Source organism: Dietzia aerolata (assembly GCF_014144865.1).
GTDB classification, from domain to species: Bacteria; Actinomycetota; Actinomycetes; order Mycobacteriales; family Mycobacteriaceae; genus Dietzia; species Dietzia aerolata.
Window position 1 is genome coordinate 34368 of sequence record NZ_JAALDM010000015.1, and the last position, 26697, is coordinate 61064.

At 67.1% G+C, this 26697-nt stretch carries 24 protein-coding genes; 10 read left to right on the plus strand and 14 right to left on the minus strand.

The genetic code is table 11. From position 1 onward, the window contains the following. Nucleotides 1-23: 23 nt before the first annotated feature. Nucleotides 24-2570, minus strand: a complete 2547-nt coding sequence (locus G6016_RS01040) for a DUF3516 domain-containing protein (protein WP_182630853.1) — start codon at nucleotides 2568-2570, stop codon at nucleotides 24-26. Between the two features lie 155 nt (nucleotides 2571-2725). Next, a complete protein-coding gene (locus G6016_RS01045) occupies nucleotides 2726-3661 on the minus strand; it encodes a proteasome assembly chaperone family protein (protein WP_182630854.1) in 936 nt (311 codons plus the stop codon). A 289-nt stretch (nucleotides 3662-3950) separates the two neighbouring features. Between G6016_RS01045 and G6016_RS01050 the strand changes: the two genes are divergently transcribed. Next, a complete protein-coding gene (locus G6016_RS01050; RefSeq protein ID WP_182630855.1) occupies nucleotides 3951-5129 on the plus strand; it encodes a DUF4192 domain-containing protein in 1179 nt (392 codons plus the stop codon). Nucleotides 5130-5240: 111 nt separating this feature from the next. Here G6016_RS01050 and galE read toward each other — a convergent pair whose 3' ends face one another. Both galE and G6016_RS01060 read right to left on the minus strand, forming a co-directional pair. Then, nucleotides 5241-6221 carry a UDP-glucose 4-epimerase GalE gene (gene galE, locus G6016_RS01055; RefSeq protein WP_182630856.1) on the minus strand — a complete coding sequence of 327 codons (981 nt, stop codon included), beginning with the start codon at nucleotides 6219-6221 and terminating at the stop codon, nucleotides 5241-5243. Further along, complete coding sequence (locus G6016_RS01060) at nucleotides 6218-6904, minus strand: iron-dependent transcriptional repressor DtxR (protein WP_182630857.1); 687 nt, start codon at nucleotides 6902-6904, stop codon at nucleotides 6218-6220. Before G6016_RS01060 ends, galE begins: the two co-directional genes overlap by 4 nt. Before the next feature lie 237 nt (nucleotides 6905-7141). Here G6016_RS01060 and G6016_RS01065 point away from each other — a divergent pair, with 237 nt between their 5' ends. Together G6016_RS01065 and G6016_RS01070 are read left to right on the plus strand one after the other, a co-directional pair. After that, entirely contained in the window at nucleotides 7142-8374 is a 1233-nt protein-coding gene (locus G6016_RS01065; protein ID WP_182630858.1) for an acetoin utilization protein AcuC, read from the plus strand. Between the two features lie 67 nt (nucleotides 8375-8441). After that, nucleotides 8442-11264, plus strand: a complete 2823-nt coding sequence (locus tag G6016_RS01070; RefSeq protein ID WP_182630859.1) for a bifunctional acetate--CoA ligase family protein/GNAT family N-acetyltransferase — start codon at nucleotides 8442-8444, stop codon at nucleotides 11262-11264. Between the two features lie 125 nt (nucleotides 11265-11389). Here G6016_RS01070 and G6016_RS01075 read toward each other — a convergent pair whose 3' ends face one another. The 4 genes from G6016_RS01075 to G6016_RS01090 all read right to left on the minus strand — a co-directional run bounded on the left by G6016_RS01075 (nucleotide 11390) and on the right by G6016_RS01090 (nucleotide 15028). After that, nucleotides 11390-12358, minus strand: a complete 969-nt coding sequence (locus G6016_RS01075; protein WP_182630860.1) for a sigma-70 family RNA polymerase sigma factor — start codon at nucleotides 12356-12358, stop codon at nucleotides 11390-11392. Between the two features lie 173 nt (nucleotides 12359-12531). Then, nucleotides 12532-12969, minus strand: coding sequence for a D-aminoacyl-tRNA deacylase (gene dtd / locus G6016_RS17035; protein WP_182630861.1), 438 nt, complete (start codon nucleotides 12967-12969; stop codon nucleotides 12532-12534). Continuing rightward, complete coding sequence (locus G6016_RS17040) at nucleotides 12966-14531, minus strand: DUF7782 domain-containing protein (protein ID WP_182630862.1); 1566 nt, start codon at nucleotides 14529-14531, stop codon at nucleotides 12966-12968. Before G6016_RS17040 ends, dtd begins: the two co-directional genes overlap by 4 nt. Further along, complete coding sequence (locus tag G6016_RS01090; protein ID WP_182630863.1) at nucleotides 14528-15028, minus strand: DUF3099 domain-containing protein; 501 nt, start codon at nucleotides 15026-15028, stop codon at nucleotides 14528-14530. Before G6016_RS01090 ends, G6016_RS17040 begins: the two co-directional genes overlap by 4 nt. 71 nt (nucleotides 15029-15099) lie before the next feature. Here G6016_RS01090 and G6016_RS01095 point away from each other — a divergent pair, with 71 nt between their 5' ends. Continuing rightward, on the plus strand, nucleotides 15100-15345 hold the full coding sequence (locus G6016_RS01095) for a DUF3039 domain-containing protein (protein ID WP_182630864.1): 246 nt from the start codon (nucleotides 15100-15102) through the stop codon (nucleotides 15343-15345). Between the two features lie 109 nt (nucleotides 15346-15454). Further along, entirely contained in the window at nucleotides 15455-17179 is a 1725-nt protein-coding gene (locus G6016_RS01100; protein WP_241729641.1) for a DEAD/DEAH box helicase, read from the plus strand. 174 nt (nucleotides 17180-17353) lie between these two features. On the opposite strand, the gene G6016_RS01105 is transcribed toward G6016_RS01100, so the two are convergent. Next, nucleotides 17354-18745, minus strand: coding sequence for an RNA polymerase sigma factor (locus G6016_RS01105; RefSeq protein WP_182630866.1), 1392 nt, complete (start codon nucleotides 18743-18745; stop codon nucleotides 17354-17356). A 190-nt stretch (nucleotides 18746-18935) separates the two neighbouring features. Next, a complete protein-coding gene (gene ppgK, locus G6016_RS01110; protein ID WP_182630867.1) occupies nucleotides 18936-19772 on the minus strand; it encodes a polyphosphate--glucose phosphotransferase in 837 nt (278 codons plus the stop codon). 202 nt (nucleotides 19773-19974) lie between these two features. Here ppgK and G6016_RS01115 point away from each other — a divergent pair, with 202 nt between their 5' ends. After that, a complete protein-coding gene (locus G6016_RS01115; RefSeq protein ID WP_182630868.1) occupies nucleotides 19975-20829 on the plus strand; it encodes an inositol monophosphatase family protein in 855 nt (284 codons plus the stop codon). A 59-nt stretch (nucleotides 20830-20888) separates the two neighbouring features. Here G6016_RS01115 and cei read toward each other — a convergent pair whose 3' ends face one another. Then, nucleotides 20889-21527, minus strand: coding sequence for an envelope integrity protein Cei (cei, locus tag G6016_RS01120; RefSeq protein WP_182630869.1), 639 nt, complete (start codon nucleotides 21525-21527; stop codon nucleotides 20889-20891). Nucleotides 21528-21730: 203 nt separating this feature from the next. Here cei and G6016_RS01125 point away from each other — a divergent pair, with 203 nt between their 5' ends. Further along, a complete protein-coding gene (locus G6016_RS01125) occupies nucleotides 21731-22033 on the plus strand; it encodes a DUF4193 domain-containing protein (RefSeq protein WP_182630870.1) in 303 nt (100 codons plus the stop codon). A gap of 158 nt (nucleotides 22034-22191) precedes the next feature. On the opposite strand, the gene G6016_RS01130 is transcribed toward G6016_RS01125, so the two are convergent. Then, on the minus strand, nucleotides 22192-22698 hold the full coding sequence (locus G6016_RS01130; RefSeq protein ID WP_338403464.1) for a DUF3093 domain-containing protein: 507 nt from the start codon (nucleotides 22696-22698) through the stop codon (nucleotides 22192-22194). Between the two features lie 45 nt (nucleotides 22699-22743). Between G6016_RS01130 and dut the strand changes: the two genes are divergently transcribed. Continuing rightward, on the plus strand, nucleotides 22744-23232 hold the full coding sequence (gene dut / locus G6016_RS01135) for a dUTP diphosphatase (RefSeq protein WP_182630872.1): 489 nt from the start codon (nucleotides 22744-22746) through the stop codon (nucleotides 23230-23232). 79 nt (nucleotides 23233-23311) lie between these two features. Continuing rightward, nucleotides 23312-24196 carry a DUF3710 domain-containing protein gene (locus G6016_RS17445; RefSeq protein ID WP_182630873.1) on the plus strand — a complete coding sequence of 295 codons (885 nt, stop codon included), beginning with the start codon at nucleotides 23312-23314 and terminating at the stop codon, nucleotides 24194-24196. A 61-nt stretch (nucleotides 24197-24257) separates the two neighbouring features. On the opposite strand, the gene G6016_RS01145 is transcribed toward G6016_RS17445, so the two are convergent. Then, nucleotides 24258-24545, minus strand: coding sequence for a hypothetical protein (locus G6016_RS01145; RefSeq protein WP_182630874.1), 288 nt, complete (start codon nucleotides 24543-24545; stop codon nucleotides 24258-24260). Nucleotides 24546-24619: 74 nt separating this feature from the next. On the opposite strand from G6016_RS01145, the gene G6016_RS01150 reads away from it, so the two are divergent. Next, entirely contained in the window at nucleotides 24620-25426 is an 807-nt protein-coding gene (locus G6016_RS01150) for a DUF3159 domain-containing protein (RefSeq protein ID WP_182630875.1), read from the plus strand. Nucleotides 25427-25532: 106 nt separating this feature from the next. Here G6016_RS01150 and G6016_RS01155 read toward each other — a convergent pair whose 3' ends face one another. After that, nucleotides 25533-26678 (minus strand): DUF2189 domain-containing protein, encoded by a 1146-nt coding sequence (locus tag G6016_RS01155; RefSeq protein ID WP_182630876.1) that lies wholly within the window; start codon nucleotides 26676-26678, stop codon nucleotides 25533-25535. Nucleotides 26679-26697 lie beyond the last annotated feature (19 nt).

Genomic DNA, 26697 nt, shown 5'->3' on the forward strand with positions numbered 1-26697 from the left:
GTGAACCGGCCATGGACGGGCGCTCACCCGCGTAGCGCGAGGGAGGCGAACCTGGCTTCACCGGCCTCGTCGCTGGCGGCCAGGTCCACCACCGCGTCGATCGCCCACCCGTGGTCGCCCTGGGGGTCGTCGAGCACCTGCCGGACCCGCCAGGTTCCGGCGTCGACCCCCGGACCGGACTCGGTCACCGTGAACAGTTCGGGGCCTCGCGCTGCCGGGCCGGTCCCGATTTCGTCGTACTCGTCCCAGTAGGGATCTATCTCGGAGTCCCAGTCGGGATGATCGGGTACGTCGTCATCAAGAGCGACGAGGCGTTCGATGTCATCACGTGCCAGGAGTTCCACCCGGCGGAACATGGCGTTTCGCACCATCACGCGGAACGCTCGACGGTTCGCGGTGACGGGCCTGGAGGTGCCGGAACTCTCGCCGAACGCGAGCTCCGCAACCTGTTCGGAGGACACCTGCGGATCGGTGAGCAGTTCCCACTCGTCGAGCAGACTCGAGTCCACCTGCCGGACCAGTTCACCCAACCATTCGACGAGGTCGTCGAACTCCTCGGACCGCACGTGTGCGGGGACGGTCTGGCGCAGGGTTCGGTACGCATCGGTGAGATAACGCAGTACCGCGCCCTCGGAACGACCGATGCCGTACGCGGAGATCAGGTCGGAGAAGGTCATGCCGCGCTCCACCATCTCCCGGATAACCGACTTGGGAGAGGGCTCGATGCCCGTCACCCACGGATGACCGGCGCGGTAGGCGTCGTAGGCGTCCGCGAGCAGATCGTCGAGCGGCTTGGGCCAGGTGATGTCCTCGGTGAGCTCCATCCGCTCGGAATAGTCGACACCGTCGGCCTTGAGTGAGGCGATCGCCTCACCACGGGCCTCACGCTGCTGGGCGAAGAGGATTGGGCGGGGGTCGTCGAGGACGGCTTCAATCACCGACACGATATCGAGCACGCGAGTGGGGGAGTCGGGGTCGAGGACCTCCATCGCGGCGAGGGCGAACGGCGCCAGAGGCTGGTTGAGCGCAAAATCTCGCTGCAGGTCGACGGTCAGCCGAACATGGCGCCCGTCGTCGTCGACCTCTTTCAGCCTTTCGACGATGCCGGCGGTTTCCAGCCCGCGGAACAGCTCGATCGAGCGCAGGATGTGATGGCGGGTACGAGCCCGGGTCTCGTGCGAGGAGAGCAGCAGATGCTTCATGTGCTCGAAGCAGCTGCCGGGCCGCGAGATGATGTTCAGCAGCATCGAGTTACTCACCTCGAACCGGCTGGTGAGCTGCTCGGGTTGCGCACCCACGAGCTTGTCGAACGTGGACTGAGACCAGTTGACGAAGCCCTCCGGCGGCTTCTTCTTCGCCGACTTGGACTTCTTCTTGGGGTTCGCCGCCGCCTTTGCCGCAGCCTTGGCGTTCTCGATCTCATGCTCGGGCGCCAGCACCACCACGAAACCCTCGGTGTCGAAGCCGGCGCGACCGGCCCGCCCGGCGATCTGGTGGAACTCGCGTGACTTGAGCACCCGCTGGCGCCGCCCGTCGAACTTGGTCAGGCCGGTGAACAGGACCGTGCGGATGGGCACGTTGATGCCCACGCCGAGGGTGTCGGTGCCGCAGATGACACTGAGCAGTCCGTCCTGGGCCAGCTTCTCGACCAGGCGCCGATACTTCGGCAGCATGCCGGCGTGGTGGACGCCGATGCCGTGGAGCAGCAGTTTGCGCAGCGTCCGTCCGAAGGAGGTGCTGAAGCGGAACCCGCCGATCTCGTCGGCGATCGCGCGTTTGCGCTCCTTGTCGGCCACCGCCAGCGAGGTCAGCGCCTGAGCCTGTTCGAGCGCCGCCGCCTGGGTGAAGTGGACGATGTAGACGGGCGCCTTGCCGTCCCGCAGCAGGATCTCCACCGATTCGTGCACGCCGGACAGGGCGTAGTCGAACGTCAGTGGGACGGGGCGTTGCGTACCGCCGATGTGGGTGCAGGACCGGCCGGTGCGGTCCTCGAGGTCCTTCTGAAGCCATTCCACATCGCCGAGAGTCGCGGACATCAGCAGGAACTGCGTGTCGGGGAGTTCGATGAGCGGGACCTGCCATGCCCAGCCCCGATCCGGCTCCGAGTAGTAGTGGAACTCATCCATCACCACCTGGCCGATGTCGGCGGAGGCACCCTCGCGGAGCGCGATGTTGGCCACGATCTCGGCGGTGGCGCAGACGATCGGCGCGTCGGCGTTGACCGAGGCGTCGCCGGTGACCATGCCGACGTTCTCGGCTCCGAACACCTCGCACAGGGAGAAGAACTTCTCGCTCACGAGCGCCTTGATGGGCGCGGTGTAGTAGCTCCTGACGCCGCGGGCCATTGCGGAGAAATGCGCGCCGAGGGCGACCAGTGACTTACCCGACCCCGTCGGGGTGGCGAGGATGACGTGGCTGTCGGCGGCGATCTCGAGGACCGCCTCTTCCTGGGCGGGGTACAGCGAGATCCCCCGGTCCGCGGCCCACGCGACGAACGCGTCGAAGACGGCTTCCTCCACGAGATCGGCGGGGACGTCGTCGAGGTCGGCGAGGAGATCGGGGAGATGCACGTGGTCGAGCCTATCGGCATGTGGTGATCGCGGAGTCCGTGGACCGCACGCCGACGCGGGCGGGACCGAGTTCGGGTCCGCGGCCTGTGGGCGCAAGCGTGGTGGAAATGGGACAGCCGCCCGATGCCGGGGCACCGGGCGGCTGCGAGGTGGGGTTACTCCTCGTCGGTGGTTCCATCACCTGACTGCTGCGCGAGGAAGCGCTCGAACTCAGCGCCGATCTCGTCGCCGGACGGCAGGGGTTTGCCGCCGGGGTTGAGCGAGTCCGAGCCCATACGGGCCTCCATGAACTCGTCGTACTGCTTCTCCATCTGTTCCACGGCCGTGAGGATCTCGGGATTGTGGGAGATCTGGGCGTTCACCTGCGCGGTGAAATCCTCGGCGGCCTTCTCCAGCTCCCCGGTGGGCAGGTCGAGTTCGCTGACCTTGCTGATGCTGTCGACGAGGTTGAGCACTGCCGCCGGGTAAGCGGTCTGGGACAGGTACTGCGGCACGTGCACGGTGAATCCGGCGGACGGGATCCCGTGCTCGGACATTCTCAGCTCGAGCAGTGAACCGACGTTCCCGGGAACCGAGAACTCGCCGGGCCAGGCGGTGAAGCCACGGATCAGGTCCACGTCGCTGGCATGGGCACTGGCATTGGTGGGGCGAGTGTGGGGCACACCGAGAGGTATCGACCCCAGGCCGATGGACATGCGTACGCCGAAGGCCCCAGCGAGATCGACGACCGACTCGGTGAAGCCGTCCCAGCGCAGATCCGGCTCGAGTCCGGACAGCAGCAGGTAGGACGCGCCCTTCGTGTCCTTGACCGCGTGGATCTGGATGGCCGGCTCGTCGTATCCGGCGAAGTGGTCGAAGGAATACTTCAAGTGCGGGCGCCGCGAGCGGTAGTCGATGAGCTGATCGACATCGAACTCGACGATCAACTGGGCGTCCTGGGAGTCGCGAAGGTGATCGGTCACGCCCTCGATCGCCTGCCCGGCGTCAGAAAATCCCTCGAGACCGTGGACGAGCACCGGCCCGCGGCCGTCCTCGGACCGCAGATCGGGAACGGGCTGGATCAGTCGGTACAGATCGCTGTGCCTGGCCATGTCGACTCCTCTCGTTACCGCACCTCGTTACCGCACCTCGTCAGAGCGTGGACGGGGCTCGCGCGGTCGTCCATTCGGGACGGATGCACACGCTTGTGTCAACGTCAGGCCGCTTCGGATGATTCCCCGCAAACTCTGGCGCGCTCCACAGGGGAGCGGCGTGAGGGGGCCGTGCGGGCTTTTCGGCCCCGTCGATGCCCGAGTGTTGTTGCCGGTGGAGGACACCTGCGGACCGCGTCTCGATCTGATGAGGCGGGGCCGCGCGAGGAGAGAAACGGGTGGACGACAAATGGATTCACGGCAAGGACTCGGGGACGAGAACGCCGAGGAGGGCACGGACGAGCGCGAACATGTGGTGATCAAGACCATGGAGGAATTGATCGCCTCAGTTCCGCACCTGCTCGGGTTTCCGCCACCGCTGGGGTCGGTGGTGATGGTGTGCGAACGGATGATTGACGGTAGCCGCGGACCGGTGATGCGGGTGGATGTTCCGGGGCTGGTGGACGACGGAGCCCTAGACCCCGGCGATGACGAGCTGTTCGGTGGGTCTGCTGACTTCCGTGACTTCGACGATCCGGATGATCCCTCATCTGACGCCCAAGGCGGGATGGGGATCCCGGGCGGGAGTTTCAACTGGGAGCCGATGAAGGGGCTGGCGCGGTTCTGTGCTCGTGCCGGGGTGGAGAGTGTGAGCGTGGTCGTCGTCCGCGAGAACTGTACGTCCGATGCGCTCGCCGCCCGGCAGGCGATCGATGCGGCGGCCGCGGCCGTCTACCTCCTCGAGCTGGCCGGCACGGCTGTCGTAGCTGCGTACGGTGTCGAGGAGTTCGAGGGCGGCGCACTGTGGGTGGACCTCCTCGGGATGGGCAGCGGGGTGCAGATCGATCCTGCGTCCACCCACATCGCGGCCGCGAATGCGTTTCTGGGTCGGACGGTCGCGACGTCAAGGGACGAGATCGTGCAGATGTATCTAGAGAGGGACTCCGATGCGTGCGAGGAGGCCGAATGGGCGCCGGGGCGGGCGAGGGATCGGCTCGCCGGTTCTGTGATGTCACGGTCGGCGTCCGAGGCGATGGTCATCCGTCACGACAGGGCGGCCCTGCGGTTGGAATCGGGTGGAGAGATCGACGACGACGAGCTGGCCGTCATCGGGAGGGGACTGCTGTCGGTGTCCGTCCGTGACGAGGTGTATCGGCGGTTGGCGTCGCACCTGTTGGAGGAGGTCGACGGCCGCCGCATGCTGTGGTGGGCTCTGGCCCGCCGGCGGCCCGCGAGGGAACGGTCCGTGGCGTTGCTCCTGTTGGGTGCCGCCTCGTATTTCGACGGCGCGGGTGTGCATGCGGGGGCTGCCTTCGATGCGGCGCTTGAGGCTGATCCGGCGAACACGTTTGCCCAGACCCTCAAGGATGGTTTGGATTCCGGCTTTCCGCCGGAACGTCTCCGGTGGGCGGCCTCAGCCGCGGCATGAGGGCCGAGCGGCGACGCGGAGGCCAGTGAGAAGGTGAATCCGCCGGACACCCGTGGGGCGGGCGTCCGGCGGATTCGGCAAGGCGAAGGCAAGACCCTCAGCGTTGAGCGTTCAGCGAGGAGCCGAGTGGGCGCGATCGCCGAGGTTGGAGGTGAATGCCCAGGCATCTTCGACGACCGTTCGCAGGTCCGTCCGGGAGGGCGACCAGCCCAGTTCGTCGATGGCTTTGGAACTCGATGCGACCAACACTGCGGGATCCCCGGCGCGGCGTGGCGCGATGACGTCCGGAATCGGATGTCCGGTGACCTCACGACAGACGTCGATCACCTCGCGGACCGAGAAGCCTTCCCCGCTGCCGAGGTTGAGGATGCGATGCACCCCGGCGGAGTTTGTTTCCAGGGCGAGCACGTGGGCGTCGGCCAGGTCGGCGACGTGGATGTAATCCCTGACGCAGGTGCCGTCCGGCGTCGGCCAGTCGTCACCGAACACCTTGATGTCCTCGCGATGCCCCAAGGCCACCTGCAGCACCAGGGGTATGAGGTGGGTCTCCACGACGCGGTTCTCGCCAGCAGATCCGTATGCGCCGGCCACGTTGAAGTACCGGAGGCTGGTGGCTGCGAGTCCATGGGCCTTGGCGTACGAGGTGATCGCGTGGTCGATCGCGAGCTTGGTAGCTCCGTAGGTGTTGGTCGGCCGGGTCGGCATGTCCTCGGTGATGGGAACCTGCTCCGGCTCGCCGTAGGTCGCCGCGGTGGAGGAGAAGACCAGATTGTCCACTCCGGTGCTCCGCATCGCGTCGAGCAGGGTGAGCGAGGTGACCACATTGCCCTGCCAGTACTCGCCCGGCTTCTCCACCGATTCGCCGACGAGCGACCGGGCCGCAAAGTGCAGAACCCCGTCGAAAGTCGAGTCGAGGACATCCCCGATCTTCGTTGCGACATCGCCCTCGATGAAGGTCGCACCCTCTGGGATCCCGTCGCGATTACCCGTCGACAGATCGTCGAGAATCACGACCTCGTGCCCGCGTTCGAGCAGGACGGTCGCACAGACGCCGCCGACGTAGCCGGCCCCACCGGTGACGAGAAGCTTCACAGGATCTCGACCTGGATCGCGTGGGCGTGATCCCCGTCGATCTCGACAGTCTGTCCCGACCCGGAATCGAGCTCCACGAGGTGGCCTCGACGCGTGGCGGTGACGGTCTTGAGCGGCTCGACACCCGTGGCCCGGAACTCCGTGATCAGCTCGATGTCGATCTGAACATTTTCCCCGATCGCCTGAATGCGGACCTGATGCGGCACGTCCGCCTCGAGCTCGGACAACCGCACGTAGGTCGGCGGTTCACCAACCGTGGCGTCGTACCCGATCCGGTCGAGTCCCGGGATGGGGTTGCCGTAGGGGGAGGTGAGCGGATCATCGAGTACCTCGATGAGACGCCGCTCGACGTCATCGCTCATCACGTGTTCCCAGCGGCAGGCCTCGGCATGGACCTTCTCCAGTTCCAAGCCGATCACGTCGACCAGCAGTCGCTCGGCGAGACGGTGCTTGCGCATCACATCCACGGCCAGTTCGCGGCCGGTCGGTGTGAGCTGGAGATGCCGGTCCGGTGCCACCAGGACGAGCCCGTCCCGCTCCATACGAGCCACGGTCTGGCTCACCGTCGGTCCACTCTGCTCGAGGCGTTCGGCGATCCGCGCACGCAGCGGGATGACACCTTCCTCCTCGAGCTCATAGATAGTGCGGAGGTACATCTCGGTGGTGTCCACCAGGTCCTTCACGCTGCAGTCCTCCGAGTTGAAAATCGGTTGAGAGAGTACGTACTGATGCGCGTGCATGACACGCCCGCGCGCAGTGTTCGCAATGAGCCTACCGTCGGTGCACGAACCGGGGTGGAGGCCTCGCAATCCGGGGTCTGGGTGGCGGGTGCCGCGTAGATTTGCGGAAGACGCATTCCTCGGGAGAGCCCGGGGGCGCGGGGCCGGGAACCACCCGGCGATATGGGGAGGACGGTGACCATGTCGGGCATCCGGGACGGAGTCGCGGCGAAGGTGGTGTGGAGCCCGTCGTTGCTGCAATACCGCCACTCGAGGGACCACCCGATGAGTCCGCGGCGGCTAGATCTGACGATGTCGTTGGCTACCGAACTCGGACTTCTCGAAGGGGTCGAATTGCTCGATCCCGGCACGGCGTCCGACGAGGAACTTCTGCGGGTCCACACGTCGCGCTACATCGACACGGTCAAGGCGGCGGGTGATCTGCCGCCCGGTGAGCACGTGGGGATGAGTCACGGACTGGGAACGGCCGATAATCCGACCTTCCCGGCGATGCACGAGGCCAGCGCGGCGGTCGCCGGTGGAACTCTCGCAGCCGCCCGCGCGATCGCCGACGGTGTGGCGAACAAAGCGATCTCGGTGGCCGGCGGCATGCACCATGCGATGCCGGCGGCAGCAGCTGGCTTCTGTGTGTACAACGACGCCGCGGTCGCCATCAGTTGGTTGCTCGACAACGGATATGACCGCATCGCCTATGTCGACATCGACGTTCACCACGGTGACGGGGTGCAGACGGCCTTCTATGAGGATCCGCGGGTGCTCACGGTCTCGCTGCATCAGCATCCCGCCACCTTGTGGCCGTCGACGGGCTGGGCTTCCGAGATCGGAGTCGGCCGGGCCGAGGGCGCTGCCGTCAACCTCGCCTACCTGCCCGCGGCGACCGACAGCCTGTGGCTTCGCGGATTCCACGCCGTGGTACCCGGCCTGCTCCGCACCTTCGAACCGCAGATCATCGTCCTGCAGGCCGGATGCGATTCGCATCGCGAGGACCCCCTCGCGGACCTGTCGCTCAGTGTCGACGGGCACCGACAGTCCTACCTCGATGTGATCGCGTTGGCCGACGAGATCTGCGAGGGCCGTCTCATCGCGATCGGGGGCGGCGGCTACGAGCTGGTCCGTGTCGTGCCACGGTCCTGGACGCATCTCATCGGTGCGGTGCTCGGTTCGCCGGTGGCCCCGGACACGGTGATTCCCGAGCAGTGGCGCGAGATGGCCAGGCAGTTGACGGTGCCGGAACGGGTGCCCGAGACCATGACCGACGGTGAGTTGCCCGAGTTCACGCCGTGGGAGCCGACCGGTGCGGACCGTGGAGTCGAGATCGATCGGTCGCTGGCGAGGTTGGACCAATCGATTCTGGACACACGCCGGTCGGTGTTTCCCCTTCACGGACTCGACCCGGACGATCCCCGGGACTGATCGACGGTTCACGACCGCATCACCATGACCGTTGACCGACCGACCGATCCCCTCGATGGAGAATCCCATGACGAATCCCGGTGACGATTCCACCAGTGATCCGGAGACACCGACCACGACGACAACTCCGGTGACGACGCCCCCGGCCTCGCAGGCCGCTGCGGCACCAGCGGTGGAGCCACCGGAGCATGCCTCCACCGACACGTCAGTGGATGTCTACCCGGAGGGGTACCCGCACGAGTGGGCGGCGGATGTGCTCGGATCCGACGGCCGGGCGGTTCGCATCCGGCCCATCGTGCCGGGAGACTCGGAGAAGGTCTCGCGGTTCCATACGAGCTTGTCGGACCGTACGCGCTATCTGCGCTATTTCGGCTCACGGGACGTCCTGTCTGATCGTGAGCTACACCGGATGACCAACGTCGACTATCGCGACCGCATGGCGTTCGTGGCCGAACTCGGTGCCGAGATCATCGGTATGGCGATCTATGAGCGGCTACCGGACTCCACGTTCGCCGAGGTCGCTTTCACCATCTCGGACCAGCACCAGGGACGTGGCCTCGGGTCGATCTTCCTCGAGCACCTCGCCGGTGCGGCCGCGGAATGCGGGATCGACCATTTCGAGGCCGAGGTCCTCTCCGAGAATCGGTCGATGATCCAGGTCTTCCGCCGGGCCGGCTATGAGATCTCCCGGTCGTTCGACGGATCGAGCCTGCACCTCGAGTTCGCCATCGACCCGACCGAGGCGTTGACGAATGTCCGCAACTCGCGGGAGGCGGCCGCCGAGGCGCGCAGCGTCGCCAGGGTCCTCAATCCCGGCTCGGTGGCCGTGATCGGCGCCTCCGACCAGGTGGGCAAGATCGGTCACACCGTGCTGCGCAACCTCATCGCCAACGGTTTCTCCGGGCCGGTGTATCCGGTCAACTCGGACGCGAACTCCGTGCAGTCGGTGCGTGCCTATGCCAGCGTCCGGGATATTCCTGACCCGGTGGACCTGGCTGTTGTCGCAGTGCCTGCCGCATCGATGTCAGAGGTACTGGACGACTGCCTGTCCAAGGGCGTGTCGACGTTGGTCGTCATCTCGGCGGGATTCTCCGACGTCGGTAGCGCGGGTGTGGTGTCGGAACGACGCCTGGTCAGTGAAGCCCGGGCTCACGGGATGCGGGTGGTGGGTCCGAACGCGCTCGGCGTGATCAACAGCTCCGCGGATGTCCGGCTGAATGCCACTCTCGCCGAACTCGTCCCGGGACCCGGGCGGGTCGGGTTCTTCTGCCAGTCCGGTGCACTGGGCATCACGATTCTGGCCGCAGCGGCCAGACGCAGGCTCGGATTGTCGACGTTCGTGTCCGCAGGAAACCGCGCGGACGTCTCCGGCAATGACCTGATGCAGTACTGGGACACCGATTCGGCCACGGAAGTGGTGCTCCTCTATCTCGAGAGCTTCGGTAACGCGAGAAAGTTCTCCCGGATCGCTCGCCGAATCGCCCGCAACAAGCCGGTAGTGGTCGTGCGGCGCGCATCGGATGATCTCGAGTCCGGCGTCGAGGGACTCACCGCGAACGCGATCCGCGGCCTGTTCCGCGACTCCGGTCTCATCCAGGTCGACTCGATCACGGACATGTTCGACACCGCCACGCTTCTCGCCTACCAGCCACTGCCAGCCGGGGGCAGGCTGGCGATTGTCGGGAACTCGTCCGCCGTCGCACGTCTCGGCGGCGACGCGGCCCGCATGCAGGGGTTCACCGTCGCCCACTCGGTCGACCTGGGGGCAGGCGCGAGCCCGGAAGAGTTCCGGACAGCGATCTCGGATTCGTTGGCACGGGACGAGGTGGACTCGGTGCTGACGGTGTTCGTCCCGCCCGTGGCCACCGAACCGGATGCGTACGCCGGAGCGATCCAGGCAGCCGCCTCGGGAAGTGAGAAACCCGTCGTGAGTACGTTCCTCGCGGGGGAGGGGCTTCCCGAAGGGCTGACGGTGACCGACGACTCCGGCGTCGCCTCACGTGGGTCGATTCCCTCCTACCCGTACCCCGAGCGAGCTGTGTCAGCGCTCGTGAGGGCTCGGCGCTACGCCGAATGGCTGGATCAGCCCGCCGAGGAGCCCGCCGAGTTCGCGGATATCGATCGGAAGCGGGCACGGGAACTGGTCGACTCGTTGTGCCAGCTCAATGCTGGCGTCGATGCGTTCTCTCTGACACAGGGCCAGGTCCGTGCGCTACTCGAGTGCTATGGCATCGACATCATCGACTACCGCGTTGCTACAGATGTTGAGCAGGCGGTGATGGCGGCCGACGAGCTCGGCTACCCGGTCGCGGTGAAGGCGATGGGTGAGGAGTGGCGCACCCGGAGCGACCAATCAGGGGTGCGGTTGGATCTGGCTGATGCGACTGCGGTCCGGCACGCCTTCGACTACCTGCAGTCCACGACCGGGTCGCGATCACTGCATGTGCAGAAGATGGCGACCAAGGGGGTCGCGGTGACCATCCGAGTGGCCGACCATCCGATCTTCGGGTCGCTGATCTCGTTCGGCCTGTCCGGAATTCTCTCGGACCTGTTGGCTGACCGGGCCTTCAGCACCCTGCCGATCACCCCGTCAGAGGCGGCCGCGTTGCTCGACCGTCCCCGGGCAGCACCGATCCTGGACGGGTACGCGGGAGATGCACCGGTGGACAGGGAGGCGCTAGTCGAACTGATGGGCAGGGTGTCGTGCTTGGCGGAGGACATCCCGGAGTTGCGTCGGCTGTCACTGGATCCCGGGCTCGTCGCTCCCGAAGGACTGTCTGTGCTCTATGCCAGCGTGACGCTCGGACCCCCGCCGTTGTACAGCGGCGACGAAGGCCCACGCCGCCTCCGCTCACTGGGAGCGGACGCGCTGACAGATCAGACGCGCTGACAGAGCGGGTGGGTTGAGGAAATTCGACGCGCGGACTGAGCGCAGACGCGCTGGGGGAGCTGGACGAGCCGAGAATGAGGAACGGCCCCGCTGGGAAGCGGGGCCGTTCTCTGCACGAGCGGGTGTCAGCTGGCGTAGGAACGCAGCTTGTCGGCGCGGCGCCCCTCGCGGAGCTTGGCCATGACCTCGCGCTCGATCTGACGGACACGCTCACGGGACAGACCGAACCGCTTACCGATCTGATCGAGAGTGCGTGGCTGACCGTCATTGAGGCCGAAACGCAGAGTGATGACCTGCTGCTCCCGCTCATCAAGTGTGGACAGGACCGCCCGGACATCCGAGTGCATGACGTTGGTCACGACCGTGTTCTCGGCGCTGATCGCCTCGGCGTCCTCGATGAAGTCGCCCAGGGGCGCCTCCTCGTCCGCACCGACCGGCATGTCCAGGCTGACCGGATCACGCGAGTGATCGAGCAGTTCCTCGATCTTGTGGGCCGGGATGCCCGACTCCTCCGCGAGCTCCTCGAGCGTGGACTCACGACCGAGCTGCTGGTGCAGCTCACGCTTGATGCGCGCGAGCTTGTTCACCTGCTCGACGAGATGCACTGGGAGGCGGATTGTGCGCGACTGATCTGCCATACCGCGCGTGATGGCCTGGCGGATCCACCAGGTGGCGTAGGTGGAGAACTTGAAGCCCTTGGCGTAATCGAACTTCTCCATCGCGCGAATCAGCCCGAGGTTGCCCTCCTGGATCAGATCGAGCAGCGGCATCCCGCGGCCGGTGTAGCGCTTGGCCAGCGAGACCACCAGACGCAGGTTGGCCTCGAGCAGGTGCGCCCGCGCGGCCTCACCTTCCTGGACGATCACCGCGAGGTCAGCCTTCTTCACCGGACCCAGGCGCTTCTTGGTGGCGAGCAGATGCTTTGCGTACAGCCCGGCCTCGATGCGCTTCGACAGCTCCACCTCGTCCTCGGCATTGAGCAGGGCGGTCTTACCGATCCCGTTGAGGTAGACACGAACCAGGTCAGCGCTGGGGCTCTGACCTTCCGAATCCGCCTCCGTCCGAAGATCCGATCGAGTGGTGGCTGACGTCATGTCTCCTCCTCCTGCCTGGCCCGGAAACGGGGCCGGCGGTCGGTCGCTGGTGGACGGATCAGGGTCGTGTCCGTTAATCGGTCACGTATACCTACAACGGAGGGAGTTCCCGGAATGTTCCCGGCGAGATGATTTCGGTCACGCCGAGTACCGAAGATCCGGGAATCGGCGGGTCAGCGGGAGCTCGGGGTCTCGATCAGGACGGTGAACGGGCCGTCATTGACCGAATGGACCTGCATCATCGCCCCGAAAACCCCGGTTTCGACCCGCAGGCCGCGCTCGCGGAGGCCCCGGACGACAGAGTCCACCATCGGCTCGGCGACCGGACCCCGCGCGGCCTTCGACCACGACGGCCGCCGGCCCTTTGAGGTCTCACCCATCAACGTGAATTGACTCACCACGAGGACCGGGGCGCCTACGTCTACAGCACTCGACTCGTCATGCAGGATCCGTAATTCGGAGATCTTGCGCACCATGGTGGCGATGTCGGCGTCGTCGTCGTCGACAGATACTCCCACCAGGACCAACAGCCCCGGACCAGGGAGGGCTCCCACCACGGTGCCGTCGACCGTCACCGACGCCTCGGTGACGCGCGAGACCACGGCCTTCACGCGTCGACCCCGGGCGGCACCACGTCCGGCACCCCCGCGGGAACGAGGAAGCCGTGCAGGAACAGGTCGACGACGACCCGACGGATCGGCGCGGCGAGCTCGTCCGGATCCACACCCGCGGCGGCCGCGGCGAGGATTACCAGGTCCTCCAACGGCAGAGCCCCCGTGCGCGCGCCCCGCAGCACCGTCGCGGTGAACTGGTCGATCTCGTGCCGCCACCGCGCGCCGGTGACCCGCTCCACCACCACGGTCGACGGACCGGACGGCAGATCGTCGACACCGCCCGGCGCCAGCGACTCCGACACGTGCAGGTGGACATCGGGGGAGACGGTGAAGACCGTCGCATCCAGCGCCAGGTCCTCGCCGCCGTGCTGCTCGGCGGCGGTGCGCAGCCACTCGGTACGGGCGAAGTAGGCCTCCGCCTCCTCGCCGAGACCGCCCTCGAACGGATGGGTCAGGTCCTCGCATAGCACCGACGACGGACCGTCGATCCGGCGCAGGTAGACGTAGCCGAACCCGATCCCCGTCACGCCCTCGTCGCGGAAATGGTCCAGCCAGGCGTCGGCGGCGCGCCACGTGGACTCGTCGCGCGGATCCATCCCCTCGTCGGTGAGCCAGGTCCACACGTACAGGCCCGGATCGGAGGAGTCCCGGCGCAGGAACCACGCGTCCACGCCCTCGGCCGGAACCCACGAGGCCACATGCGATCGCCAGTCGGTGCTCTCACTCTCGACCCAGGAGGCCAGCAGCACCGCGGTACCGCCCTCGGCGAGGTGCTCCGGTGCGCCGGACACGACCGTGCGGGACGCGCCGTCCAGGGACAGCCCCGACTCCCGGTAGGTGTGCCCCGTCTCCGGCGGACCCACCACGAACGGCGGATTGGCGACGATCCGCTCGAACCGGCGGCCCTCGACGGGCTCGAACCAGGGGCCGCGCAGGAGCTCAGCCTCCATCGCGTTGATGGCCAAAGTCGCCTCGGTCAGCTCGAGGCAGCGGGGCGTGATGTCGGTCCCCGTCCCCGCGGCGCCGGTGGCGAGGTTGTGGACCAGCTGGATCCCGCAGCCCGTCCCCAGATCCAGGACCGACGCCACCGGGGAGGCGGGCGAGATGCGCAGCAGCGACAACGTGGCCTGCCCCACGCCGAGGACGTGGTCCGGGCGGGTCTGCGTGCGGACCATTGAACCGTCCACATCCGCGAACACCCAGCGGGTGCCGTGGCCGGTGTCGACCGGGCGCAGATCGATCAGCGCGCGCAGCGAGTCGTCACCTGCGGGTTCCCACAGGCCGGCTTCTGCACCGGCGGCAACATCGGTGGCCGGCAGGAGGGACTCGACCTCCGACCGGGGGAGCGCGTCGCCGAGGACGAACAGCCTCAGCAGCGCACCGGGCGCTCCGGCGCCGCGAGCATGTCGGCGGACCACCGCGGCGTCCGAGCGGGCCAGGGCGGAGACGGCCTCCTCGCCGAGCGCGCGCTCGAGCCCCTCCACGGTGTAGTCATGCCGACGAAAGGCCGCGGCCAGATCAGAGGCGAGAGTCGCGAGGGAAGTGCTGGAACCGGTCACGGGGTCGGATTGCCTTCCGCTGTGTCTGTGTCTGAGCCAGTGTTGTCGTTCTGGGCGGTGTCGGTATTGGTTTCAAAGTCGATGTCGATGTCGTCGACGGGTGCCTCGCGCTCGGGATCGGTCGAGGACTGAGACGAAGTTTTTCCGGTCTGGCCCGGAGGGAGGGCGACTGTCCGGGGTGCGGGCAGGCGGCCCGCGTTATAGGTGCGTGCCTGGCCCTTGGGCAGCGGCGGTCGATCGTTTGCGCCGACCACGGCGATCCACGGGATCGGGATGGACACGGCGACGATCGCCAGAGCGATCCAGGGGTTGTTCCAGATAGAAAGCGATCCCGCGGCGAGAAGAAGCGCCGGGATCCGCACACTCATCAGCAGGAAGTAACGCTTCTTCCGTGCCGCCAGTTCTTCCTGGTAGGACTGGCGGGCCTCGGTGATGAGGACGGGGCTCGAGGTGTCATCCCGATCCCCGGACCGCTTTCGTTGGAAGCCGGGAGCCATGAACCCAAGGTACTCCGGCAGGGGTACCTGAGCGTTGGCGCGGTGGCACCCGGGTGCGGCATCATGAGGGGGTGAGCACCACCCGGACCAAGACACTCGAGCGTCCCGAGGTCACTACGACCGAGGAGACGGAGGACGACGCCCCAAAGTTCTTCCACTACGTGGACAAGAGCAAGATCGCCGAGAGCGCGGTCATGGGCACCTATGTGATCGCCCTGTGCGGTGAGGTCTTCCCGGTCACCCGCTCCGCCAAGCCAGGCTCTCCGGTGTGCCCGGAGTGCAAGCGCGTCTATGAGTCGCTGAAGCCTGGTGAGTGATCCCGGAGCGGTCCCGGGCCACGAGGAATTGACCGCAGAACCCACCACCCCGACGGCCGGGGGTGCGTCGCTGCGCGCCTGGCAGCGGACCGCACTGCGCAAGTACCTCATGGCGCGGCCCAAGGATTTCCTCGCTGTGGCCACGCCGGGTGCCGGAAAAACGACGTTCGGGCTGCGTGTCGCCAACGAACTGTTGGCCGACCGGACGGTCGACACGATCACGGTCGTCGCGCCGACCGAGCACCTGAAGTACCAGTGGGCGGCCTCCGCGGCTCGCGCCGGCATCGCGCTGGACCCGGAGTATGCCAACTCCTCCGGCGCCCTGGCGCCGGAATATCACGGTGTGGTGGTGACCTACGCACAGGTCGCAGCACACCCGTTCAAGCATCGCGAGCGCACCAACTCACGCCGCACACTGGTGATCCTCGACGAGATCCACCACGGTGGTGACGCGAAGAGCTGGGGTGACGGCATCCGCGAGGCATTCGACGACGCCGAGCGTCGACTCTCCCTGACCGGGACACCGTTCCGCTCGGATGACAGCCCGATCCCGTTCGTCACCTACGAGCCGGACGGACAGGGGCACCAGCGATCGAAGGCCGATCACTCCTACGGATACGCCGACGCGTTGGCCGACGGAGTCGTCCGCCCGGTGGTCTTTCTCGCCTACTCCGGTGAAGCCCGCTGGCGCTCCAACGCGGGCGAAGAGTTCTCCGCGCGTCTGGGGGAGCCCCTGAGCGCCGATCAGATGTCCCGGGCCTGGCGCGTTGCGCTGGACCCGCACGGTGACTGGATGCCGGCGGTCCTGCAGGCTGCGCACACCCGCCTACGCCAGATCCGCGCCGGTGGTGTGCCGGACGCGGGTGGACTGGTGATCGCCACCGATCAGGAACGGGCGCGCGAGTACGCCGCGTTGCTCACCGAGATTACCGGCACCGCACCTACCGTGGTCCTGTCCGACGATCCGACCGCCTCGAGCCGGATCGGCGCCTTCTCCGACTCCACTGACGAGTGGATGGTCGCGGTCCGCATGGTCTCCGAGGGCGTGGACGTCCCGCGCCTGAGCGTGGGCGTCTACGCCACCAGCGCGTCGACCCCGCTGTACTTCGCGCAGGCCATCGGACGTTTCGTGCGTTCCCGGCGCAAGGGGGAGACGGCGTCGGTGTTCCTGCCGTCGGTTCCGGTACTGCTGAAGCTGGCCTCGGAGATGGAAGCCCAGCGCGACCACGTGTTGGGCAAGCCTCACCGGGAGGAGGGGCTGGAGGATCAACTCCTGGCCAAGGCCAACCAGCAGCAGGACGAGAACACCGAGGACGAGGAAGAACGCGGCTACATCTCGCTTGGTGCGGACGCCGAACTCGACCAGATCGTGTACGAGGGCTCCTCGTACGGCACCGCGACCTTTGCCGGCAGCGAGGAAGAGGCCGACTATATCGGCCTGCCCGGTCTCCTTGGTGCTGATGACGTCAAGGCGCTCCTTAGGCAGCGTGAGAAGGAACAGGTCAAGCAACGCTCGTCATCAGCGCAGGCCTCCGCAGCGGGAAATATCTCGGTGGTGGGCACCGACCCGGGGATGTCCGGGACAACGCTGCCGGGCAATGCGGCGGGCCCGGGCTCCCACGCCGGTGCCGCGGCCGAGCGGGTGGCATCCGCCGCCGAGCTCAAGGACCTACGCCGGCAGCTGAACACCCTGGTGTCGGTGTACTCGGGACGCCTGGGCAAATCCCACGGCGCGATCCATACGCAATTGCGCAATGCCTGCGGTGGACCGCCGGTGCCGATGGCTTCGGCCGAGCAGATCCGGGAGCGCATTTCGACGCTGCGTTCGTGGTGAGGCACCGGGGTGAATCAGGGCAGTGGACGCACCGGGGCCGGCAGCCTCAGCTGTACTGACGGTGCGTCATCCCGTGCAGCCATAGCGTCATAAATGAACTCACGCCCCCTGCCGGTGGTCCGGTAAGGGGCGTGAGTCGGGAATTCTTGCGGGCCGGGAGACCCGGCAGGCGATCTAGTCCAGGTAGTCCCGCAGCACCTGCGACCGCGACGGGTGGCGCAGCTTGGACATGGTCTTGGACTCGATCTGACGGATCCGCTCGCGGGTCACGCCGTAGACCTGGCCGATCTCGTCCAGGGTGCGGGGGAGACCGTCGGTGAGGCCGAAGCGCAGGCGAACGACGCCGGCCTCACGCTCGGACAGCGTGTCGAGCACCGAGCGCAGCTGATCCTGCAGGAGCGTGAAGCTCACCGCGTCCACGGCCACCACGGCCTCGGAGTCCTCGATGAAGTCACCGAGCTGCGAGTCGCCCTCGTCACCGATGGTCTGGTCGAGCGAGATGGGCTCCCGGGCGTACTGCTGGATCTCCAGCACCTTCTCCGGGGTGATGTCCATCTCCTTGGCGAGCTCCTCCGGGGTGGGCTCGCGGCCCAGATCCTGGAGCAGCTCACGCTGGATACGGCCGAGCTTGTTGATGACCTCGACCATGTGCACCGGGATACGGATGGTGCGGGCCTGGTCGGCCATCGCGCGGGTGATGGCCTGGCGGATCCACCAGGTGGCGTACGTGGAGAACTTGTAGCCCTTGGTGTAGTCGAACTTCTCGACCGCGCGGATCAGGCCGAGGTTGCCCTCCTGGATGAGATCCAGGAACGCCATGCCGCGTCCCGTGTAGCGCTTGGCGAGGGAGACGACCAGACGGAGGTTGGCCTCGAGCAAGTGGTTCTTGGCGCGCACGCCGTCCCGCTCGATCCACTTGTAGTCGCGACGCTGGGCCGTGGTGAGCTTCTCGCCACGCTCGGCGACCTGCGCCATGAACCAGGTCGAGTAGAGACCGGCCTCGATGCGCTTGGCGAGCTCGACCTCTTCCTCGGCGTTGAGGAGGGCGACCTTGCCGATCTGCTTGAGGTAGGCACGGACCGAGTCCGCGGACGCGGTGAGCTCGGCGTCCTTGCGGGCCTGCCGCAGCGCCTCCGACTCCTCCTCGTCCCAGACGAAGTCCCCGGAGGCCTTGTCCTTCGCGGACGGCTCCTCCTTGGTCTCCTCGTCGGCTTCCTCGTCATCCTCGACGTCCTCGACCTCGACGTCCTCCAGCTCGGCGGTGTCCGGCTCGGCGTCCAACGCCTCGGGGGCCTCGTCGGTCTGGTCCTCATCGGACTCGGGCGTCGCCGCGGCGGTGGCCTTTTTGGCTGCCGTCTTCTTGGCGGCGGTCTTCTTCGCAGCCGTCTTCTTGGCCGCCGTCTTCTTGGCGGGAGCCTTCTTCGCGGCGGTCTTCTTGGCCGCCGTCTTCTTGGCGGGGGCCTTCTTGGCCGCGGTCTTCTTGGCGGGGGCCGCGCCCGTGACCTCGGTGCCTGACGGATCGCCGCTCTCGGCGGGATCCGAACTGGTGGTCTTCGTGGCTGCCACAAACGCCCCTTCACAACCGGTTACTCGATGGGAATCGGGGAACGGTGCCGCGTTTTCTGCAGACACTCGAGCCGTCCGCCATGCGGTACCGGGCCCGTCCCCGGCCGGTAGCTGATCCCGGCCTGCGCCATTGTAACGAGGAACCGGCCTGGAGGTCGCATCCGGCGGGGTTAACCGAGAGTTAACCGCGTCAGTTATCGGAAACGCCCAGGGTTTGTCCGAGGTCTACGGCGCCGTCATGTGCTGCCGCATACAGCGCCGCACCGATGATTCCGGCGTCGTTGAGACGGACCGCCGCGCGCACGGGCGTCCGGTTCTCGAGCAGGGGAAACCACTCGTCCGCGGCCTCGCTCACACCGCCGCCCAAGACGAACGCGCGCGGCCACAGCAGGTCCTCGATCGAGCGCAGGACGTTGGAGACATGGGGGGCCCACTCGTCGAACGACAGATCGTCGCGCGCCCGCACCATCGCGGAGGCCAGGTGCTCCGCCTCGTCGAATCCCCGCCCTGCGATGTCGTCGACGAAGAGGTGACCGAACTCGGTGTTGGGGATGAGCTGACCGTTCAGGATCAGCGCGGAACCGATCCCGGTGCCGAAGGTCAGGAGGATCACCAGTCCCTCGACGCCCCCGCCGGCGCCGTAGTGCACCTCGGTCAGGCCCGCCGCGTCCGCGTCGTTGAGCATGACGACCGTGCGACCGGGCAGGTGTCGGTCGAACAGGTCCACCACGTCGCACCCGATCCACGATTCGTCGATGTTGTGCGCGATCCGTGCGGTGCCCTCGTGGATGACCGTCGGGATGGCCACGCCCACCGGGCCGTCCCACCCGACCTCGTCGATCATCTCCCGGATGGTCTCGGCGATCGCGTCGGGCGTGGCGGGCTGCGGGGTCGGTCGGATGAGCCGCTCGTCGAGCAGCTCACCGTCGGCGAGGTCCACGCGGCCGATCTTGATCCCCGTGCCGCCGACGTCCACCCCCAGTCCGACGAGCGCGGTTCCGGAGGGGTCAGTGGTGGTGCTGGCCAATGGGTGCTCCCGGGGACGGGCCGCGGCAGGCGGCGTGGGTGAGGTTCGCGTCACGGTTGGAAAGGAGCCCCGCGGGACGGGGCAGTATGGGCTGTGGTGACCCGCCCGCAAGGGTATCCGCGCCACGCGCCTCACGGCGCGATAAGGCCACGCGCCTGACGGCGCAAGATCAAATCGCGACGACGACGAGAGCAGGGATCGCATGAACGGAAACACGGCATCGGCCAGGGAGAACGAGTCCGGCCCGGAGTTCATCGACGGTCTGCGGGCGCTCGCCGTCCATCTCGCGACCTCGGGCGGCGAGGTGGCCCGGCGGATGCTTGCCGAGCTTGACGGGCAGGGGCCCGGGGCGCAGACCAAGAGTTCGGTCACCGACCCGGTGACGGTCATCGACACCGCGGTGGAGGAGCACCTGCGCCGGGGGATCGCCGCGGCCCGGCCCGGGGACGGCGTACTGGGGGAGGAGGCCGGCGAGACCCGGGGCACGGGAGGCGGTACCCGGGTCCGGTGGGTTGTCGACCCCGTGGACGGGACGGTGAACCTGCTCTATGGAATTCCGTTCACGGCCGTCTCGGTGGCGGCTGAAGTCGACGGTGTCGTCGTCGTCGGAGCGGTTCACAACATCGTCACCCACGAGACCTGGACGGCCGCGCGCGACCGTGGGGCCACCCTGCGGGCCCCGGAGCGGGACGTGGTCCCGCTCGGCGTCTCCGACTGCGTCGACCTGTCCCTCGCCCTGGTCGGCACCGGGTTCTCCTACGACGCCTCGGTGCGCTCCGAGCAGGGCGCGGTGGTCGCGGCGTTGCTCCCGCGCGTCCGCGACATCCGGCGGTGCGGTTCCGCGGCGTTGGACCTGTGCATGCTCGCCACCGGCCGCCTCGATGCGTACTTCGAACGGTGCCTCAAGCCGTGGGACCACGCGGCCGGGGCGCTCATCGCGGCCGAGGCGGGCGCGATCGTCACCACCTCGGACGACGACGCGGTGCCCACGGTCGCCGCGGGCCCCGGCGTCTCCGAGGCGTTCCGTCAGGCCCTGCGGGAGTGCGGGGCCCTCTAGCTCCGGACCTGCCGGCGGGCTCTACCGGTGTCGTGTGCTCTACCGGTGTTGCGTTCGAGTTAGCAGCTGACCGCGCGCGCGGCCTCGAGCTCGCTGGAGATCGGCTGGCGACCCACCTTCAGCTCGTCCAGCGCGCCGACCGACGACACCGAATCCGACAGCCTGGAGAACGTGGTGCCCAGGACGAGGTCGACGCTCTCATCCTCGCGGCCGTCGGTCACCAGCTGCATGCACGGGGCGGCGAGGGACAGTGACCGGGCGCTGGCCTCGCCTGCTTCGCCGTACCGGATCTGGCCGTGGCACTCGAGCGCCTGGCCGTAGATCGGGTCGTTGCCGGTCGCGTCCGAGCCCGCGGGCTGGAATCCGCGCTCGGCCAGTTGCGCGGCCACAGCGCCCGCCTGGCCGCTCTGTCCGTTGGCGTTGAGCACCCTCACGCGGGTGGTGTCCAGGACCGCCGGCTCCACGTCGTCGAGCGCGTCGACCTGCTGATCCTGCAGTCCCGCCTGCTCGGCGACCTCCGGAATCGGGCACGCCACGGCCTGGGTCGCGGCGTCGTCCCCTCGGAGCGCCAACACCCACACGGCGGCCCCGAGAACCAGGACCGCGACCACGAACAGCACATACGGCGTGCGCAGACGTCCGACCCCCCGGGCGGGGGTCGGGCTCGGAGTGGTCTGGGTGCTGAGGTGCGCGACCATCGACGGCCTTCCTGCAGGTAAGCGAGTGCACGGCCCGTTCGAGCCCTGTGGCAACACTGTAGAGGTCCCCGCGGTGGGACCGTCGCCGGGACACGGACGAATCGGCGGATGAAATTCCGTGTGGATTCCGTTACTATGCGTGCGCCGGTCGCACCACGACCGATGCGCGAACCCTCGACCCGGACCCCGCAGAAAAGAGACTCATGGCAACCGACTACGACGCACCCCGCCGGACAGAGGCGGACGAGCTCGCCGGCGATTCGCTGGAAGAGCTCAAAGCCCGACGTGCTGAGGGTGCCACCGGCGAGGTCGACGTGGACGAGACGGACACCGCCGAATCCTACGAACTCCCGGGCGCGGACCTGTCCGGTGAAGAGCTGACGGTACGAGTCGTGCCGGAGCAGGACAACGAGTTCACCTGCGGCGAGTGCTTTCTCGTGCACCACCGCAGCCGCTTCGCCGAAGAGCGCGACGGTCTGTCGATTTGCGTGGACTGCGCGGGTTGACGCCGGGCGCCACAGCCCCCGAGATGGGCGGCTGTGGCGGTGGCAGGTGGCCGCGCTGAGTGGCCTCGCGGCGGTTGGCCGAGGATCATCGGTCAGCCGCCGCAGTTGTCAGTACCGGGCTGCCGTCCGTTCGGGGTCCCGGGATCGACGTCGGGGAATCAGCAGTAGTGATTGTCCGGAAGCGCGGCGGCCAACCCCTCGGGATCGCGGGTGCTGATGAGCCAGTACGGGGTCGGATCCAGCGGGTCGTCCAGGACGACGATCACCATGGTGGGGATGTACCCGCGGTGGACCACGAAGGCCTCCGGATCCAGCTGCCGGCCCATCGCCGCCTGCTTGGCCGATGCCGGGACCACCGCCGTCCTCGAGATGGCGTCGAACGGCAGACGTGCCCGGCCCGCATACAGGGTTCCGCCACCCTGGCCGTCGGACTCGACCTCGACCTTCTCGCGGCTGACCGTGACGAACAGCCACGCGAACAGGGCCGGGAGGACCACGATCAGGATCCACATCCACCAGCGAGCGCCGATGGTGACAGCCAGTACCACCGCCACCACGGTGATCGCGATCAGCAGCAGCCACCACCACACGGGAACCCGGAGAGATTCCGAGTGAACCGGACGTGGAGCGCGATCGCGGGGTGGGCGGAGATCTTCTTCGGTCACGCCAGACAGACTATCTACCATCCGGGTCTGAGCCGGTAGGAGGGCATGAACACCATGGACAACAGTCACGACGCGAGCGGATCGACCCCGGTGCTGCGATTGCAGCGACTGGACGCCGACCTGCCTCTGCCTGTCCGGGCACATCCGACCGATGCGGGCATCGATCTCCACGCAGCACACGACTGCAACCTCGCCCCGGGGCATCGCATGCTTGTGGGGACCGGGGTGGCGATCACCTTGCCCGCCGGCTTCGTCGGACTTGTGCACCCCCGGTCAGGTCTGGCCGCGCGTGCCGGACTGTCGATCGTCAATGCACCGGGCACGGTCGACGCGGCCTACCGAGGTGAGATCAAGGTCAATCTCATCAACCTCGATCCGACCGATACGGTCCACATCGCGCGCGGTGACCGGATCGCTCAGCTCCTCATCCAGCGTGTCGAGCTGTGGGATGTGGCGGAGGTCGAGGAACTGGACCAGACCGATCGCGGCACGGGAGGTCACGGATCCACCGGCGGACACGCCCGCCTGACCTGACCGGGGTCGGCGACGTTGGGTAGCGTCGTCCCAGACGGTCCTGTCCGGGGCCGGGGCGCACGGGGAGAGGATTTCCACCATGTTCGGACGTAAGAAGGCGGCGACCGAGGCCCGCGACGCCGCAGCGCAGGCTTCTGCAGAGGCCACCCCTCCCGCGGAAGGGCCGCACGACCGTTCGGTGGTCCCGGACGTGCGTGAATACTTCTCCGACCTCGGATACGGGCACATCGATCTGGGTTCACTTGTGATCGGCGTACCGCAGGGGCGCGATCTGAACGTTGCGTTGGATCCCAAGGGCCAGCCCGAGTTCCACGTCGTCACTCAGGTGTCCAGGGTGATTCCTCGGGCATTTGCCGCCCCGAAGACCCCCGGACAGTGGCGCACGATGGTCACCGACATGCGCGAACAGCTCGAAAAGCAGGGCGCGGACGTGTCCGTCGTGGACGGGCCGTGGGGGCGGGAACTGGTGGCTGAACTTCCCGGCGCGGTGTTCCGTGCCATCGGTATGGACGGACACCGCTGGACGGCCGAGATCCGCGTCATGGCCACCCCGGATAACGCGGACGCGGCCGCCGAAGAGGGGCGTGAAGTCTTCCGTCACCTCATCATCAACCGCGGCGACGGCCCGATGCCGGCGAAGGAGCAGCTCGCGCTGACCATCCCGGACGAGATCCAGGCGGCGTTGACCCAGGCTCGCCAGCAGGTCGCGGCCCAGCAGCAGGCGCAGGCATACCAACAGCAGATGGCGGCCGGTGGGGCACAGCAACCGGCTCAGGGCTCCGCCTCGGCAGGTGCGGCCGCCCAGCAGGCGCAGGCTCAGGCCGCGGCGGCACAAGCCCAGCAGGTGCAGCAAGCCCAGCAGGCTCAGGGCGGATCGACTCCGGCGCAGCCAGCACAGCAGCCAGCTGCACCTCGCCGCGATGCCAGCGCAATGGACCGACTGCGCGAGGACGACGACTTGTGATCCTTCCCCGGGTCCCGAAAAGCTGATGTCTCCGCTGTCCCGGGCGTTGAGACGAATATCGTCACGCCTGACCGATCCCGTCGAGGTTCTCGACGCCGAGGAACTGGCCGACCGGATCGCCGGCTCCGGTGCCCGGTGCGTCGTTGACGTTGACAGGGGAGACCGGGCCACTTTGACCGGGCGTATCCGTACTGTTGTGACCGGTCGAGGTGACGACCATCTCGGGGTCACCGCCGAGGTATTCGACGGCACCGGAGCCATCGAGGTCTGTTGGTTGGGCCGCGGATCGATTCCTGGCATTGATACCGGCCGATATATTCGCGTCGAAGGCCGCGTCGGGATCCGACACGGCCGCAAGATCATGTTCAACCCGCGCTATGAGCTGCTCATCGGCCAGCCGGGTCGCACTGGTGGAGGAAATACATGAGCGAGCCTGAACAGCAGACGGGCGAGACTCCTGCCCGTCGACCGGCATTCGGCGACCCCGACGCGTCATTGATCGAGCAGATGGGTGGCATTCGGGGGCTGGTGTTCTCGTCGATCCCCATCCTCACGTTCGTCCCCGTCAATTCGTTCTGGGGACTGGACGCTGCTATCTGGGCGGCGCTGGGCGTGGCCGTGGCAATGCTGGCTTGGTCGTTGGCCCGCCGACAGAATCCGCAACCAGCCATCTCCGGATTCATCGGCGTCGCGATCTGTGTGTTCATCGCCTGGCGGACTGGTGATGCGAAGGGCTATTTCCTCTACGGGATCATCACCCAAGCCGTCTATGGTGCAGTGTTCTTGATCTCTGCGCTGGTCAGATGGCCCCTGGTCGGAGTCATCTGGTCATTCCTCGACAAGAGGGGAATGGCCTGGCGCAAGAATCGTCAGGCACGGAAGTGGTACGCGGTAGCTACATGGGCCTGGGCCGCCTTGTTCGCCATTCGAGCGGTCCTGCAGTACGCGCTGTATCTCAACGATGAGGTCACGTGGCTGGGAGCTGCCCGCATTGGGATGGGATGGCCGCTGGCGTTGGTGGCATTCCTCGTGACCGTGTGGGCCGTGCGCCGTGCGATGGAACTTGACGAGCCCATGAGGCCAGTTGACGGCGAGACCCAGCAGGTCGCCCGGGACGCAGAAGCTGTTGGAGCGGAGGCAGCCACGGGCGATGGTGGCGCGGGAGAGTCTGGCGCTAGTCCGCGACCTTCCATGGCGGACGATGCGTCGCTCGATGATGGCAAAGGCTAGGTCGCCGCGACCTGTTTTTTAGCCGAGCGAGACAAGCCCCGGTGACCAGTGTTGGTCGCCGGGGCTTGTTCGTATTTTCCACTTCAACCTGAGGAGTCAGGAGTGTTCAGGCCGCGGCTTTCTCGGCTCGTGAGAAATCGCTCGGGCCCGTGATGGTGCGGTAGGCCACCGTTGAGGCAAGCATGACGATCGGCATCGCGACCAGAAGTCCGACGAACAGCGCGATGAAGCCGACGATGATGATCAGAACGTTCAACAGGGCCAGGACGAAGAGGTTTCCACCGTCGGACTTGATGGCGTTGAAGCTCGACTTGAGTGCGTCGATCGCATTCATATTGCGGTCGATCACGAAGTGAAGCGTCCAGTAGAGGAAGAACATCACGACAAGACCCGGGATGACCAGAAGGAACATGCCGATAAAGGTGGCGATGCCGATGATGACGGACGCCAGGACAAATGCGCCGAAATTCGTCAATTTGAAGAAGTCGGCGATCTCTGGCTTGTGCCCGTCAACCTCGAGCAGTGCACCTCGGATCAAGAACGCCTGGAATACGAAACTAACGGCAATGGACAACAGGGAGCCCAGGAAAGCAACGCCGAGCATGTCCGACTGGGAGATGAAACTGGCAATCCCGTTGGCGACGAACATCGCAATGGCAAGAACAATCCAGGGCACCGGATTGTTCTTGAACAGATTCCACGCAGTGGAGATCACGTTAGGCGCGTCGATCTTTCCGGCGGTCACCACGGCGCCCGCGGCACCTGCCCCCCCGAAGCTGTCGCCGTAGTTCCCGCCGGGATAGGACTCTTGTCCGGGCTGGCCGTAGCCGCCACCGGGGAAGGGCTGCTGTCCGGGCTGGCCGTAGCCGCCGCCCGGGAAGGGCTCTTGCCCTGGTTGCCCATAGCTGCCACCGGGGTAGGACTGCTGTCCGGGCTGGCCGTAGCCGCCACCGGGGTAGGGCTGCTGTCCGGGCTGGCCGTAGCTGCCGCTGTCCGGGTAAGACTCCTGGCCCGGCTGGCCGTAATCGCTGCTGCCCGGGTCGGATTGCTGTCCGGGCTGGCCGTAGCCTCCGCCGGGATAAGACTGCTGTCCGGGCTGCTCTGGCTGGCCGTAGCTCTGACCTGGCTGGCCATATCCCGGTTGACCATTGTCCTGGCCACCCTGTGGCTGCCCCCAGCCCTCGTGGTTCATCCCGGTGTTGTTCGGGTCATGGTGAGAACCGTCCCCCGTCGGTGTACCTCCGGTGGTCATGTCAGCTCCATTTCGTCAG

Excerpts from the sequence above, each read along its gene's own strand:
- G6016_RS01115 (WP_182630868.1), top strand. The coding sequence starts at position 19,975 with ATGAACGGAAACACGGCATCGGCCAGGGAGAACGAGTCCGGCCCGGAG.
- G6016_RS01065 (WP_182630858.1), top strand. The coding sequence starts at position 7,142 with ATGTCGGGCATCCGGGACGGAGTCGCGGCGAAGGTGGTGTGGAGCCCG.
- G6016_RS01070 (WP_182630859.1), top strand. The coding sequence starts at position 8,442 with ATGACGAATCCCGGTGACGATTCCACCAGTGATCCGGAGACACCGACC.
- G6016_RS01050 (WP_182630855.1), top strand. The coding sequence starts at position 3,951 with ATGGATTCACGGCAAGGACTCGGGGACGAGAACGCCGAGGAGGGCACG.
- G6016_RS17445 (WP_182630873.1), top strand. The coding sequence starts at position 23,312 with ATGTTCGGACGTAAGAAGGCGGCGACCGAGGCCCGCGACGCCGCAGCG.
- G6016_RS01090 (WP_182630863.1), bottom strand. The coding sequence starts at position 15,028 with ATGGCTCCCGGCTTCCAACGAAAGCGGTCCGGGGATCGGGATGACACC.
- dut (WP_182630872.1), top strand. The coding sequence starts at position 22,744 with ATGAACACCATGGACAACAGTCACGACGCGAGCGGATCGACCCCGGTG.
- cei (WP_182630869.1), bottom strand. The coding sequence starts at position 21,527 with ATGGTCGCGCACCTCAGCACCCAGACCACTCCGAGCCCGACCCCCGCC.
- G6016_RS01075 (WP_182630860.1), bottom strand. The coding sequence starts at position 12,358 with ATGACGTCAGCCACCACTCGATCGGATCTTCGGACGGAGGCGGATTCG.
- G6016_RS01100 (WP_241729641.1), top strand. The coding sequence starts at position 15,455 with ATGGCGCGGCCCAAGGATTTCCTCGCTGTGGCCACGCCGGGTGCCGGA.
- G6016_RS01155 (WP_182630876.1), bottom strand. The coding sequence starts at position 26,678 with ATGACCACCGGAGGTACACCGACGGGGGACGGTTCTCACCATGACCCG.
- G6016_RS01125 (WP_182630870.1), top strand. The coding sequence starts at position 21,731 with ATGGCAACCGACTACGACGCACCCCGCCGGACAGAGGCGGACGAGCTC.
- G6016_RS01150 (WP_182630875.1), top strand. The coding sequence starts at position 24,620 with ATGAGCGAGCCTGAACAGCAGACGGGCGAGACTCCTGCCCGTCGACCG.
- G6016_RS01045 (WP_182630854.1), bottom strand. The coding sequence starts at position 3,661 with ATGGCCAGGCACAGCGATCTGTACCGACTGATCCAGCCCGTTCCCGAT.